This is a genomic window from Flavobacterium aquicola, from assembly GCF_003385115.1.
Taxonomy (GTDB): Bacteria; Bacteroidota; Bacteroidia; order Flavobacteriales; family Flavobacteriaceae; genus Flavobacterium; species Flavobacterium aquicola.
Genome location: NZ_QUNI01000003.1, coordinates 281,671 through 295,822, shown reverse-complemented (window position 1 = coordinate 295,822; position 14,152 = coordinate 281,671). Strand labels below are relative to the sequence as shown.

Annotated in this window: 13 protein-coding genes; 3 read left to right on the top strand and 10 right to left on the bottom strand. The window is 34.2% G+C overall.

What is annotated here, in order from left to right; translation table 11 throughout:
* Positions 1-184: 184 nt before the first annotated feature.
* Complete coding sequence (locus C8P67_RS06445) at positions 185-2,401, top strand: TonB-dependent receptor domain-containing protein (RefSeq protein WP_115811545.1); 2,217 nt, start codon at positions 185-187, stop codon at positions 2,399-2,401.
* Between the two features lie 129 nt (positions 2,402-2,530).
* Here C8P67_RS06445 and C8P67_RS06440 read toward each other — a convergent pair whose 3' ends face one another.
* From C8P67_RS06440 to C8P67_RS06405, 8 genes are all read right to left on the bottom strand, one after another.
* The gene (locus tag C8P67_RS06440; RefSeq protein ID WP_115811543.1) at positions 2,531-3,067 is read right to left on the bottom strand and encodes an SRPBCC family protein; all 537 of its coding nucleotides are present in this window, start codon (positions 3,065-3,067) and stop codon (positions 2,531-2,533) included.
* A gap of 12 nt (positions 3,068-3,079) precedes the next feature.
* Entirely contained in the window at positions 3,080-3,514 is a 435-nt protein-coding gene (locus C8P67_RS06435; protein WP_115811541.1) for a VOC family protein, read from the bottom strand.
* Between the two features lie 143 nt (positions 3,515-3,657).
* Positions 3,658-4,068 carry a VOC family protein gene (locus C8P67_RS06430; RefSeq protein ID WP_115811963.1) on the bottom strand — a complete coding sequence of 137 codons (411 nt, stop codon included), beginning with the start codon at positions 4,066-4,068 and terminating at the stop codon, positions 3,658-3,660.
* Positions 4,069-4,087: 19 nt separating this feature from the next.
* Positions 4,088-4,492 (bottom strand): SRPBCC family protein, encoded by a 405-nt coding sequence (locus C8P67_RS06425; RefSeq protein WP_115811539.1) that lies wholly within the window; start codon positions 4,490-4,492, stop codon positions 4,088-4,090.
* A 99-nt stretch (positions 4,493-4,591) separates the two neighbouring features.
* Positions 4,592-5,266 (bottom strand): copper homeostasis protein CutC, encoded by a 675-nt coding sequence (locus C8P67_RS06420; protein WP_115811537.1) that lies wholly within the window; start codon positions 5,264-5,266, stop codon positions 4,592-4,594.
* Positions 5,267-5,348: 82 nt separating this feature from the next.
* Positions 5,349-6,581, bottom strand: coding sequence for an ATP-dependent Clp protease ATP-binding subunit ClpX (clpX, locus tag C8P67_RS06415; protein ID WP_115811535.1), 1,233 nt, complete (start codon positions 6,579-6,581; stop codon positions 5,349-5,351).
* Between the two features lie 78 nt (positions 6,582-6,659).
* Complete coding sequence (clpP, locus tag C8P67_RS06410) at positions 6,660-7,334, bottom strand: ATP-dependent Clp endopeptidase proteolytic subunit ClpP (RefSeq protein WP_115811533.1); 675 nt, start codon at positions 7,332-7,334, stop codon at positions 6,660-6,662.
* Between the two features lie 407 nt (positions 7,335-7,741).
* Positions 7,742-9,067: a trigger factor gene (locus C8P67_RS06405; RefSeq protein ID WP_115811531.1), complete on the bottom strand. Its 1,326-nt coding sequence runs from the start codon at positions 9,065-9,067 to the stop codon at positions 7,742-7,744.
* 414 nt (positions 9,068-9,481) lie between these two features.
* Between C8P67_RS06405 and C8P67_RS06400 the strand changes: the two genes are divergently transcribed.
* Entirely contained in the window at positions 9,482-9,853 is a 372-nt protein-coding gene (locus C8P67_RS06400) for a hypothetical protein (protein ID WP_147298203.1), read from the top strand.
* 327 nt (positions 9,854-10,180) lie between these two features.
* Here the strand turns inward: C8P67_RS06400 and C8P67_RS06390 are convergent, their stop codons facing one another.
* Positions 10,181-12,727, bottom strand: a complete 2,547-nt coding sequence (locus C8P67_RS06390) for a PAS domain-containing sensor histidine kinase (RefSeq protein WP_115811525.1) — start codon at positions 12,725-12,727, stop codon at positions 10,181-10,183.
* A gap of 274 nt (positions 12,728-13,001) precedes the next feature.
* Positions 13,002-13,838, bottom strand: a complete 837-nt coding sequence (locus C8P67_RS06385; protein WP_170141420.1) for a S24 family peptidase — start codon at positions 13,836-13,838, stop codon at positions 13,002-13,004.
* 132 nt (positions 13,839-13,970) lie between these two features.
* On the opposite strand from C8P67_RS06385, the gene C8P67_RS06380 reads away from it, so the two are divergent.
* Positions 13,971-14,150 carry a hypothetical protein gene (locus tag C8P67_RS06380; protein ID WP_115811521.1) on the top strand — a complete coding sequence of 60 codons (180 nt, stop codon included), beginning with the start codon at positions 13,971-13,973 and terminating at the stop codon, positions 14,148-14,150.
* Positions 14,151-14,152: the final 2 nt, after the last annotated feature.

Below are 14,152 nucleotides of genomic sequence, written 5' to 3'. Positions count from 1 at the left end.
ATAATTTTAACCGCTGTCTCCTGTTCTTCTAATCGTGTATGCGGCGGAAGCGGCGGAAAAAGATGCGTGCAAACAGCAAATCCGTCCAATTCTCAAAACTTTTCTTAAATATTTCTATCTCTGTTGTAACATTTTTTGATTTTGAAAGTCTTGTATGCAATCATCAATCAAAATCATTTAATCAATGAAATCAACAGTATTAGCCTTATTTCTTCTTAGCACAACTTTTATATTTGCGCAGGAAGCCAAGACAAATGGAGAAAATTCTCCAAAAGTCGAAAAAGATTCTTTAAAGGAAAAAGTCAATGCTCTTAACGAAGTAACTGTAACTGCCCAAAAAAAATACATCAAGGTAGATTCGGATAAAACGACAATCAGCGTAAAAGACAACGGCATGCTCAACAGCGGAAGCAGTCTTGAAGCCGTAAAAAAATTACCTGGCGTAATTACTTCGCCAACTGGTGGCATTTCTCTAAACGGAAAAGCGGTTACTATTTATATTGACGGTGCTCCAAGCACATTATCTGGTAATGATTTACAAAATTACCTAAACACGCTGCCGGCCAATGCCATAGAAAAAGTAGAATTAATCTATAATCCTGGTGCTTCATTTGATGCCAATTCAAGCGGTTCAGTAATTAATATCGTTACCAGTTCCAAAAGAATGAAAGGTGTAAACGCTAGTTTCAACATCAATTATAATTTTAACAAATACCAAAAACCAAGTCCGCAGATTCTTTTAAACGGAAAAGAAAAAGACTTAAGCTGGCAGACAATGCTGGGTTATAATTATATTGACAGCGAGCAAAAAACCAGCAACTTACAGGAGTTTACCGCTTTTAATCCAATGCAGTATCTAAAGCAGGAAAATTTTACCGTAAACACTAACAGAAACTTGTATTTTAGATTAGGTACCAATTACAAACTGACTGAAAAATCGAATTTATTATTCAATTACAACGGAAATTACGCTAATGATCGTTCTGTTTTTGATGCTACAACAATGGGCGATGACATTGATTATTTCAATCAGGGAACGACCAAAAACAAAAACAACAATCACGAGATCAGTCTGCAGTACAAGACCAAACTTGACACTTTAGGAAGAACGCTTGATATAACCGCTTTCAGTAATTTATTTGACAAAAAACCAATTACTGAATCGAATGCCATTGATCATATTTCTAATTCAAACTCATTTGCAAACAGCGATCTTAATTTTGATTTAAAAAATTATTACCTAAAATATGACTTTGCAATTCCGTTTAAAAAATTGGATTTTTCAATCAATACTGGTGGTAAATTCAACGTATTGGAAGTAAATGACCTTGGGAATTATTACACCAATTCAGCAACAAATATGATTGATTTCGATTACTCGGAAAACAATCTGGCGTTCTATGCCGAAGCCCGAAAAAAAATTAAAAAATTCAATTTTACCGCCGGACTGCGTTTTGAAGATTACCATGTAGAAAGAATCACAAACACTCTGACAGAGCCAATAAAATTCAAAAACACCAATTTGTTCCCGAATGCCAGTGCTATCTATGAAGTGAATGATAATGTAAATATTTCGGCTTCGTATTCTAAAAAAATCAATCAGCCTAATTACAATAATTTGGATCCAAATAACGGGAATGCATTTGACCAATACAACACTTCACAGGGAAATCTGTTTCTGGATCCAACGTATTTGAACAACTATGAGTTCAAAATCACAGCAATGCAGTTTATTCAATTGGGAATGAATTACACTGCATCAAAAGACAATAACCTTTTTGTTTTCAGTGCCGATGCCGATGCAACCGAGCCGGTGAGCAATCAGACATATCAGCAGTTTGATCATTTTAATACTTTTAGTGCTTATGCAAATTTCCCGATTCCGTTAGATTATATCTTTAAAGGAAAAGAAGAATTTAAAAAACGTATGGGAAACATCGACGAGATGAATTACATTTTTGTGAACTTTAATTATATCAAATCAGATATAAAAGGTTATGACTTCCCATATACCAATAAGGCTATTTTTAATTATGCCTTCCAGTCGCAGATCATGCTTCCATGGAAAATCAAGAACTCAATGATGTATTTCTACCTTCCTCCAGGAAATTGGCAGATTTATAAAATTACCAAACCTATTCAGCAGTTTGACATTTCATTCAACAGGGATTTCATGGATAAGAATTTAAAAATTGGTCTGCATTGTTTTGATGTTTTCAATCAGAATGAAGTGAATGCATTAATTGCCGGAGAAAATTTAAATACTTCTTTTAGACAAAAACAAGATTCCAGAACGTTCCGTATATCATTAACATATAATTTCGGAAACTTGAAAATGCAGAATGAAAACACCAACATTGAAACCGAAAAAGTAAAAAGTGGTGGCGGAATGATGAAGTAATTGTAAATTTAACCGCAAGGTTCGCAAAGAAAAAATATCTTTAACTTTTTAAAAGCAAAGAATCGCAAAGCTTTGCGGACTTTGCGAAATCTTTGTGAAATTTGCGGTAAAATATAATTTTCAAAAAAATCAAGGCTGACTTTCCAAATTCTTTTTCGCATTCGCCAAATTTTGGGCTATATCTTTTTTAATAAAACCCGTAAAAACCAAACTCATTAAATTCATCGGATAATCAGCGTGTCCATAAAATTCGCTGGTCAATTTAGTTTTATTATCAGAAATTGCTTCGACAATTGTAGCACCAGAATCGTCGCCTTTCATCGGTTTTTCAAAATGAATATCGACATCAATTCTGCTGTCTGTCATTTTAGTAATCTGCTGTGAGCCTACACCCACATTATCATCCAGACTCACCCAAGACGATTTGGCACCCACAGTTCCGTCAATGCCGGTATATTCGATTTTTACATTTGGATCTTTCATTACCCAAACACTATAATGTTCTTGATTTTTAATCATTTTTACATAATCAAAAACCACAGCCTGCGGTTTATTAACTGTTGTAGAAACCGATATGGTGTAATCTTTCGGAACAATCATTGCTATAATCAAAAGCAAAGCAATAATTCCAACTATCCCAATTCCTATAAATTTTAGCGCTTTCATATTTAAAGACTTTTATTTAGTAGGATTTTCATCAAAATTTACCATCCAGTGAATTCCAAATTTATCCACAAACATTCCAAAATAAGCACCCCAAAAGGTTTTATTCATTGGCATATAAGGATTTCCTCCTGCTGACAGTCCGTTAAAAATTCTGTCAGCTTCCTCAGTACTTTCTGCATTAATCGAAATCGAAACATTGGATCCAAAAACAACCTCACCACTGGCATCATTACTGTCACTTCCCATCAAAATGGTATCACCAATTGGCAGACATACGTGCATAACTTTGTTTGCATCTGCCTCTGATAATTTTGGACTATTCTCATCCGAAGGCATATCACTAAATTTTCCGATATACGGAAATTCTCCACCAAAAACAGATTTGTAAAATAGAAATGCTTCCTCGCAATTCCCATTGAAAATTAAATACGGATTAACTGCTGCCATAATTTTTTAAGTTTTAATTGTTTTTTTTCTCTAAGATTCTGAGTAACTAAGATACTAAGCTTCTATGCTAAAATAGTCTAACCAAAAAAAATTAGAACTTTGCAACTTAGGACTTAGTAACTATTTTAATTCTGCTAGTTAGTTTATTTAGGCAATTTACTGAAATCCATATACAGAACATTCCAGCGGTGTCCGTCTAAGTCTGCAAAGCCAAAACCATACATCCAGCCTTGATTTCCGGCAGGTTCTGCAAAAACTACTCCTCCAGCTTCTCTAACTTTGACAGCAAGTTCATCGACCTCTTGTATACTTTGAGCATCAATAGAAATTAATACTTCTGAACTTTTTTGAGTATCTGTCAATTTGTTTTGAACGAAACCTTCAAATAAACTTTCTTCAAAAAGCATTACTACAAAATTAGATTCGCCAACCAGCATACAGGCTGAAGACGTAGTCTCCTTTTCTGTTTTAAAAACAAAACCAATTTTAATAAAAAAGTCTTTCGCATTTTTTACATCCTTTACTGGCAGATTAAGCCAAATCTGTTTTGCCATCACTATTGTTTTTTTATATTTAAAGGCACTCTGCATATTTCTTGAAATTATCCAAAATCGCCTGCCAGCCTTCCCGCTGCATTTCTTCCGAATTTACATTTTCGGGATCAAAACTTTCGATTATTTCAACTCCATCCTCTAAGCTGATAAAATAAATATCCACTTTTCGGCCGTCAGCCATTTTATATTCTATCATGGAGTGATTCTCAACTTTTGTATATTCTCCTTCAAAATCAAAACTCATAGTTCCGTCTTTTGAAGCCATTGTCGACTTGAATTTTCCTCCAACCCGCAAATCATTCTCCGCATAAGGAGTATGCCAGTCGTCGGACGCATAACTCCATTTTGTAATGTGTTCTGGCGTAGTCCAGAATTTCCAAACTTCATCAATTGAAGTTTCTACCTTGCATTTAACCGTTATCATAACAAATTATTTTTCCTATAAATTTAACAAATAATCTAAAAGAAAACACTTTTTAAACAATAAAAAAGCCATTTAAAAACATTAATATAACACTTCAAATTATTGAAGGCAACATTTTATTTGTTCAATTTCATTACCATCTGCGATTTCACTCAAATCGATAATTGCTGAAGAATGGTAAAATAATGCATTGACTTTTTGATTTAACAGAACGATATTAGAAGACCGTAATCCGCCTCCAGGCATAATCACAATTCTTCCATTGGCTTTAGTAACCAAACTTCTTAAAACATCTATTCCTTCCATCACATTTTTACCCTGTCCAGAAGTAAGCACCGTTCTAAAACCGCAATCTATTACTAACTCTAAAGATTCATAAACATTTGAAACCTCATCAAATGCACGGTGAAAAGTACAAGGAAACGGGCTTGCAACTGTCACCAACTCCTTATTTCTTGAATAATCAAAATAATTATTTGCATCCAAAATTCCGAATACAAATCCATCCACATTCATTTTCTTGAATTGTAGTATCTCTGATTTCATCTGTTCAAACTCGGTATCATTATAAACGAAATCGCCCCCTCTTGGACGAATCATTACATTCATTTTTACATTGACAGCAGCACGTACTTTCCGAGCAATTTCAAAATTAGGAGTAGTTCCTCCTGCCAATATATTATCGCATAACTCAATTCTGTCTGCTCCATACTGCTGCGCTATAATAGCCGATTCTAGATTAAAACAAGCAATTTCGAGATTTTTACTTTTCATTTATAACAATTATTTCAGAACAAAGTACAAAAAAACCTGCTCTATTAACAAAGCAGGTTTTAGTATTTTTTATTATTAGAATTTACGAAGCAATTTCCATTCTCTTCAGTAAATTTTTGTTTAATGTATGTTCAGCATACTCTTTATCGATTGTCAGCAATTTATCATCTGAGCTTGGTAATTCATACATAGCGTCAGTTAAAATTGCTTCGCATAATGAGCGCAATCCGCGGGCACCTAACTTGTACTCCAATGCTTTTTCAACAATAAAATCCAAAGCTTCGTCAGTAATAGTGAAATCAACTTCGTCCATCAAAAATAACTTTTGATATTGCTTGATCAAAGCATTTTTTGGCTGCGTCAAAATCGCACGTAACGTTTCTCTGTCCAAAGGATCCATATGTGTCAAAACTGGCAAACGTCCAATGATTTCAGGAATCAATCCAAAATCTTTGATATCTTTTGGGATAATGTATTGCAGTAAATTGTCTTTATCGATATTATCCACATTTTTGGAAGTCGAATACCCTACTGCCTGACGGTTCAAACGTTTTGAAATGATACGTTCTACTCCATCAAAAGCACCACCGGCAATAAACAAAATGTTCTGCGTATTTACCTCAACAAATTTTTGATCTGGGTGTTTACGTCCACCTTTTGGCGGTACATTAACCACTGTTCCTTCCAATAATTTCAATAAAGCCTGCTGTACTCCTTCTCCAGAAACATCACGAGTGATTGAAGGGTTGTCACTTTTACGGGCAATTTTATCAATTTCGTCAATAAAAACAATTCCTCTTTCAGCTTTGGTAACATCATAATCGGCAGCTTGTAAAAGACGAGTCAAAATACTTTCAACATCTTCTCCTACATAACCAGCTTCGGTAAGAACCGTTGCATCAACGATAGCAAGAGGCACATCCAGCATTTTGGCAATTGTTTTTGCTACCAATGTTTTTCCTGTACCAGTCTGCCCTACCATGATGATATTGCTTTTTTCAATCTCTACCTCATCGTCCAATTGCTGCTGCATCAAACGCTTGTAGTGATTGTAAACCGCAACCGACATCACTTTCTTGGTTTGCTCCTGTCCAATTACATATTGATCCAGAAAAGCTCTAATTTCTTTTGGTTTCTTTAAAATTAAATCACCAACGAGTTTCGAACCTCTGTTTGTTTTTAATTCTTCCAGAACAATTCCGTGCGCTTGTTCGATACATTTATCACAAATGTGCGCATCGATTCCAGCGATCAATAAATTGGTTTCCGGTTTTTTCCTTCCGCAGAAAGAACATTGTAATACTTGTTTTGCCATTCTCTTTTTGGTTGATAGTTGATGGTTGATAGTTGATGGTTAAAATCCAACAACTATCAACTGACAACCAATAACTATTTATCCTCTTCTTAAAACCTCATCAATCATTCCGTATTCTTTGGCTTCATCAGCGATCATCCAGTAATCACGCTCGCTGTCTTTGTGCACTCTTTCAAAAGTCTGTCCTGAATGCTGAGAAATGATATGATATAACTCATCTTTCAGTTTCAACATTTCCCGTAAGTTGATTTCCATATCAGTAGCAACTCCTTGTGCTCCTCCTGACGGCTGGTGAATCATTACTCTTGAATGTGGCAAAGCCGAACGTTTTCCTGCTGCACCTGCACACAAAAGAACTGCTCCCATAGAAGCTGCCATTCCTGTACAGATTGTAGCAACATCTGGTTTGATGTACTGCATCGTATCATAAATTCCCAAACCAGCGTAAACGCTTCCACCTGGTGAATTCAAATAAATCTGAATATCCTTTGATGCATCTGCACTTTCCAAGAACAATAATTGTGCCTGAACGATATTTGCAATCTGATCATCAATTCCTGTGCCAAGGAAAATAATTCTGTCCATCATCAGTCTTGAAAAAACATCCAATTGAGAAATATTCAGCTGACGCTCTTCAATTATATAGGGAGTCATACCTTTTGGATTCATTGCCGATACTATTTTATCATAGTACATTGCATTTACTCCTTGACCTTTAATCGCAAATTTTTTGAATTCTTTTCCGTAGTCCATATTATAAAATAGTTTAAGGTTTAAAGTTTAAAAGTTTGAAAGAAGTATACAAAGACCATACCTTATTTACTGGAATGTCAATATGTCTACTTTTTTAGCCCAGATAGCAGTGAAAAGTTTTTGAAATGGCTGACTATTTTTTGTTGGTAAAAAAAAGCGACCAGCGGAAGCTCTTTTTTTTCCTTACAAAAAAAGGAAGCCATGAAAAAACTTGTAACGAATAGCTGGAATAGCTCCTGAAAACAATTCAGGCCAATTAAAACAAAAGAGCGTCAAAAAAAAATTTCCTGACGCTCAAATATAAACCTTTTTAATAATTTAATATCAGTAATAAAGGCATAAAATTTAAAAAGCTTTTCGTTATTATAACATTCGGCTTTTAAACTTTTGTCTTTAAATACTAAAATTTATTCTCCGTAAGACGCAGCGATAAATTCTTCGTAAGTCACTTCTTTAGTAGTTGGGTTTGCTTTTTCTTTGAATAAATCCAATAATTTAGCAGCAACTACTTGATCAGAAATTCTTTTTACTTCTTCTTGATTAGACAATACTCTAGCCACAATTCCTTGAACTTCTTCGTCAGTTGGGTTTGTTTGTCCAAATTGAGCCATTTGTTGTTTGATTGCATTGGTTGTAAATGCTTTCAAATCTTCAAAATTAATTTTGATATCGCTTGTAGCCATTGCTTTTCCTTCGATCAATTGGAAACGTAAACCTCTTTCAGATCTAGCGTATTCTACAATTGCTTCTTCTGGAGTTAATTGTTTTTCTCCAACAGTCTGCAACCATTTGATTAAGAATTCAGATGGCAAATCGAATTTAGTATTTTCAACTAAAAAGTTTTGAACGTCAGCCAATAATTTTTGGTCTGCTTGCTGAGCAAATTGTGCTTCAGCATCTTCTTTGATTTTTGCTTTCAAATCTTCCAAAGAAGCTACATTTCCTTCTCCGAATAATTTGTCGAACAATTCTTGGTTCAATTCAGCTGGCTCAGAAACATTGATAGCACTGATAGTGAATTCAACATCAATTGCTAAATCATGTACATTATCGTGACCAACTTTTAGGTAATCCATCAATTGGTGATCGTCTTGGAACAAACCTTTTGTATTTACAGTAACCACATCTCCAACTTCTTTTCCAATGAACAAATCAGCAGTAGCTTTATCTTTAAATACGTCTAAAGAGAAAGTTGTTTGGTTATCAATTCCGTTTTCTGCATTTACAAAAGTTCCAGCGATATCAGCATCAGCAGTAACTTTTTCAACTGGATTTGCTACACCAAATTGTTTTTGGATACGTGTTACTTGTCCGTCAATTAATTTATCATCAGCAGTAACAACATATTTTACGATATCATTTTTAGCTTCAAGATCCAACTCAAAAGAAGGAACTAAACCGATTTCATATTCGAAAACTAATTCTTCAGCATCCCAATCCAATTCTTCATTTTCTTTAGCAAGAGGAGTTCCCAAAAGGTTCAATCTTTCAGACTGTACAAAACGCTCCAAAGCCAAATCCACTACTTTCTTAACTTCTTCCTTCTTGATAGCTTTACCGTATTGTTTTTCAACAAGGTCTTTTGGTACTTGTCCTTTTCTAAAACCTTTTACAGTCGCCAAAGGCATTTTTTCGTTTATTCTTTTCGCTACTTGTCCTTTGTAATCCATGTGAACAACTGTCATCACAATCGTTTCATTCACAGCGTCTATTGCTACTCTTTTGATATCCATCTTCTTCTTTAATTTACATTATAAAATTGGGTCGCAAAATTACAAAACTTTTGCAACCCAAACAAGTATTTTAAAATTTTGAATTTTAGCCGATTATTTCAAGAAATCAGGAGCTTAAATCCAATTCTAAATAACCAAATAAATACAAGTCATTTACTTCGTCAGTTCGCAAAAGATCGTGTGGGCGAGACCACATCCCGATAAAAGGGCTATTCTCTTTGCGGGTACACGCCCTTTTATCGGGATGCGGTCGGGCTATCCATGCTACTTCGGTAGCTTATTCCTATCCCTCTCGCAGATTCAGCAGACAAAAGATAGTTATGCTGTTATAAAAACTTCATCCTAAAAAATGCTTTTATTGAATTCTAAACAATTGTTCCTATATTCGCTTAACAAATCACTCAAATTAAAAAATTGACAAAGTATTTAAAATATCTCCTTTCACTCTTTCTGGCTTTTGGTCTGATAGTGAATGACGGTATTTTACATTCTGAATCAAATTCTGCGGAGTATTATCAGGTTTCGTATTTTAAGAGTAGAAATGAATTTGGTCAAAAAGATTCCAAATCATACGTTTTCCATCAAATACGTTCATCCGAAAGAATTGCATTACCGATTCTTTTTGCACACTTCAAGCTTCAGGATGTTTACACTATTCAAACCAGAATACTTTTAAAACTACAAAATTCACTTTATCAAAACATAAGCGCAACCAAAGCGCAAATTGCTTTTTTGAGCAAAGTCATCACTTCCAGCAATCACTTTTCTAATTTATACATAGCGTAGAAAATCCTTTCTAAGCATATTTATGCGGTTCAGCGCATAACGATGATAAAAAATGTATAATCATTTATCATTTACAAAATGTATAAAAACAATAACAAAACACATTTGGAGAAATCCAAACAGCCAAATCATTGGCTAAAAAGAAAACTCATGATGATTATTACCGCATTCATGATTGGAATGGCAAACGGCATGAATACTGGAGAGAATATGATTCTTAAAAATCAAAATCATACCGAACAGCATAAAAAAGATTGATTTTAAATTTAAACGCAAGGCTAACAAAAAATTTGTCAGCCTTGCGTTATATTTTTCATTAATTGAGAATTATATTATTCTGCCATTTGGCAATGAAAAATGGAATGTAGTCCCTATTCCTACCTCACTTTCAACCCAAATTTCCCCACCGTGTTTTCCAATAAATTCCTGACATAGTTTGAGACCAAAACCAGTTCCTTTTTCCTCATTAGTTCCTATTGAAGTGAACAGCTGTGCCTTGTCAAAAATTCTGCTAATATCTTTGGACGCAATTCCTACTCCGTCATCAGCAATGGAAATAACCGTTGCATCTGGATTTTTTTTACCAGATATCGTGATTTTGCCTCCCACATGAGTGAATTTTATAGCGTTCGAAATCAAGTTTCTTAATATAGTATCCAGCATGCTTTTATCTGCAAAAACCTCCAATGAATCCTCACAAAGCAATTGTATTTCAATATTTTTTGCAATTGCCGTAAATTGAAGTAAATCCACTATATCCTGGCAGTCTTTCGTAAAATTAATTTTTTGGGGATTAAATTCCATTTTGCCGGACTTTGCTGTTGCCCATAATAATACATCATCCAATAATCTAGAAGTATTCGTAGTGGATTGATAAACTAAAAGCAGTATTTCTCTGATTTCATCCATTGGCATACTACTGATATTACTATTTACAATATCCAGCAGACCAACGATTGAGTTAACCGGACCTCTTAAATCATGCCCAAGAATAAATATAAAACGGTCTTTATCTAGATTTAATTTTTGCAGCTCCAATTCCACCTTTCTACGTTCGGTGACATCTTGTACATTAATATATAAAAAGGGCTTATTGTCAATATAACGCCGTACTACTGTAAGCAGTAAATTCAAATCCATTCCCAATTTGTGACGGCCGATGATTTCCATATCTTCAATATCGACATTCTTCAAGGCTTCAATCACTTCTTTACGAACAGACACATCTTTGTACAAATTCAGTTCCACAGGCGTTTTACCAAGAAATTCCTCTTTGCTATATCCAAAAACATTTGTGGCAGAAGCGTTAACTCCTAGATATTTTCCTGTTTCTTCATCTTGTATCAAAATTGCATTAGGACTAGAATCAAAAGCAAACTCAAACTTTTCCTGCGAAACTCTCAAAGCTTCCTCTTCTCTTTTTTGATGCGTTATATCCCTGCCTATGCCAAACAACCCGACAATATTACCTTCCCCATCCATAATAGGTCCTTTGGTAGTTAAATAGACAGCTTTTCCTGTCACTGTCGTTTTTTCTTCTTCATAAGTCTGAATCTTACCAGATTTCATTATCTCGAAATCTTTCTCCAAAGTTTTATTTGCCTCATCAGGTAAAAAAAGAACATTAGTATCTTTTCCTAAAAAATCCTCAGGTTTTTTATTTACCCGTTTTGCTAGTGCAGAATTTACAAACAAGAAACATCCGTTAAGGTCTTTTGCAAAAATACTATCTGGCAGCCCTTCGGTTATACTTTCCAGTAAGAACTGATTTTGCTTTAAATCGGCCTGAGCCTTTTTTAAATCAGTAATATCAAGTTCAATTCCGTCCCAGTTTATCGAACCATCCTCCATAAGTGTTGGAGTTGAGACAAATCTGGAAACTCGGATAGTACCATCGGGATTAATCATGCGGACTTCACATCTATAAGTAGACAGGTTTGTTTTGGCTGCTGTTTCAGCATCCAATAAAAACTGAATATCTTCTTTTACCACACTGCCAAATATAATTAAAGGGTCAGCAATCCCTTCTTCTGGCGAAAATCCATATAATTTCTGGAATGAACCGCTTAAATAGGTAAACTTTCTTAAACCATTATCACGAGTAGTAAGTCGAAAAATCATTCCTCCAGTCAGATTAGTTCCTATCGCTGTAATTAGTGATTCCTTTTCCTGTATTTGCTTATTTTTACTAATATTCTCCTTAAGCATAGAAGTCATGCGATCTGCCAATTGGGAAATAGAATCGATAACAATATCTATTTCAGTACTGTGAAATAATTTTGGTTCAGTAATTTTTTCATCAGTATTAATGGATGATACCCAATCCTTCAAAGACATCAGCGGATTGATAACTACTTTTTTTAATATAAAAAACTGTATAACAGCAAGTACTAAAAAAAACATTCCTAATTCTAGAAAAAAGAGCAGTCTTAACTCTCTAATATATTGTTCCAAAGGATTTCTATTTGGATAAAGAACTACTTTTCCAATCATTTTACCTTGGTGCAAAACTGGCCTGACAACTGAATCCTGATCCAAATCCAGCAGCTGATTATGCTGCATTGGTCGGACTTTATTATCTGTACGAAGCACACCACCGTAAAGGCGGTTATTTTTATCCAAAATTTTTATGCAGCGAATGTTCTCATCCAATGCTTCAATATTAATATAAGAATGAATAGATGCATAATCATTCTTTAAAATCGGCCTTACAGAAAAACTAGCCAAACGTTCGCATACGAGAATACTATTTCGCTCTAATCTTTCTGTTTCAAATTGTGTTCTAAAATGGATACCGTAAAAATAGCGTCCAATAAAAACAACACACAAAGAGATGGAAATATAGGTTAAGATTTGATTTGAAATTGATTTCATTTAAGGGCAATTAATTATACAAACTATACTTTATTTCAAATTCTAACAGATGAAATACTAAGTTTTACTATCTGTCCTAAAGTATTTTACAAAAATTAATAAAAAAATCTGCTTTAAATATTTAAATTACCTTATCACGAATTACAGCAAACAGTATAAGGGGCTAAACCAAACATACACCATAAACATTGACATTCTAACCAAAAAAGGTTTAAAAAGGTTTAATCCTTCTTTAATAAAAAGGTTCGAAAATTAAACTTATTCCAAAAAAGGTTTAATTTTTGGACTTTATAAGGGATTTAATATGATCGATTTCCGCTTCTAAGTCGCCCACACGATCATATAATACAGTCGGGTCGGGTAACTCAAAGGAAAGATGCATTTTGACCGCCCAAATCTCTTTTATTTGTGAAGGTTCTAAAGTTGTATTCGGGTGTTCTTTTCTGTTGTCTGACTTTAAATATAAGTTTTCGTATTTTTTTAAACGATTTAAAACACGTTTAACTAGAACACCTTTATCGCTGACAACTACATATATACGGTTATCTTTCACATCTTTAATCCAGTTCTCCACCCATTCTCCAACAACATAACATCCATCACATAACGTTGGATACATCGAATGTCCTGAAACTTGAAACATTCTAAAAGTTCCGTTTTGGATATTTGGCAAACTAAACGTTGGTAACGTTTGTATAAACTCGTTATCGCCATACCCTGCTAAATATCCAGCGGCTGCTTTAACTGGAACTAAAACAACATTGTCTTTTCCGCTAGTATCTACAGTAACAACTTTTGGCATCTTGCTGTAAAGAGGCGATTGTCCCTCATTTACTGAAAGTGATACATTTTCTTTACTTTTCGTTTCTTCCGAAAATGTGACAGTTTTTGTGACATTTTCAGACTGTGACATATCCTTTACATTTGGTTTTAGCATTTCGCCATCTCCCAAAACAAACCAAATAGGATTTATATCTATATAAGCATGTAGAATTTTCTCTATAGTATCAGAGTTTAAACCAGCCGAATTCTTAATTGCTTTACCAATTAAGCCTACAGATAGACCCGCATCTACAGTAACATTATTAGGATTCAAACCTTTGAATTCCATGTATTTGCATAGTCTATGTGTAATTTTTTCTATACTCATATTGAAATAAGTCTATGTTTTTGTTTGTTCGTATTGAAAAATATCTATATTTGTATCACTCTAACGATACAAATGTATAATAATTTTTAAGATATGAGCATATTAATAACACAAGCGAGAAAATTTAAAACGTGGGAACTGCTTCATAGTATGACAGGTAAGAGCAAAGTTTATTGCAAAAAAGTGGTGATAAATGAAAGAAAGCAAGATTCAACTGCAGCCAAACTAATCATGGAAAAGTTTGCTGAGCTAGAAAAAATTCTAATCAACTAGTT

Bases quoted from the DNA above. Each gene is read 5' to 3' on its own strand.
- C8P67_RS06445 (WP_115811545.1), top strand. From the start codon at position 185: ATGAAATCAACAGTATTAGCCTTATTTCTTCTTAGCACAACTTTTATA.
- C8P67_RS06440 (WP_115811543.1), bottom strand. From the start codon at position 3,067: ATGAAAGCGCTAAAATTTATAGGAATTGGGATAGTTGGAATTATTGCT.
- C8P67_RS06435 (WP_115811541.1), bottom strand. From the start codon at position 3,514: ATGGCAGCAGTTAATCCGTATTTAATTTTCAATGGGAATTGCGAGGAA.
- C8P67_RS06430 (WP_115811963.1), bottom strand. From the start codon at position 4,068: ATGGCAAAACAGATTTGGCTTAATCTGCCAGTAAAGGATGTAAAAAAT.
- C8P67_RS06425 (WP_115811539.1), bottom strand. From the start codon at position 4,492: ATGATAACGGTTAAATGCAAGGTAGAAACTTCAATTGATGAAGTTTGG.
- C8P67_RS06420 (WP_115811537.1), bottom strand. From the start codon at position 5,266: ATGAAAAGTAAAAATCTCGAAATTGCTTGTTTTAATCTAGAATCGGCT.
- clpX (WP_115811535.1), bottom strand. From the start codon at position 6,581: ATGGCAAAACAAGTATTACAATGTTCTTTCTGCGGAAGGAAAAAACCG.
- clpP (WP_115811533.1), bottom strand. From the start codon at position 7,334: ATGGACTACGGAAAAGAATTCAAAAAATTTGCGATTAAAGGTCAAGGA.
- C8P67_RS06405 (WP_115811531.1), bottom strand. From the start codon at position 9,067: ATGGATATCAAAAGAGTAGCAATAGACGCTGTGAATGAAACGATTGTG.
- C8P67_RS06390 (WP_115811525.1), bottom strand. From the start codon at position 12,727: ATGAAATCAATTTCAAATCAAATCTTAACCTATATTTCCATCTCTTTG.
- C8P67_RS06385 (WP_170141420.1), bottom strand. From the start codon at position 13,838: ATGGAATTCAAAGGTTTGAATCCTAATAATGTTACTGTAGATGCGGGT.
- C8P67_RS06380 (WP_115811521.1), top strand. From the start codon at position 13,971: ATGAGCATATTAATAACACAAGCGAGAAAATTTAAAACGTGGGAACTG.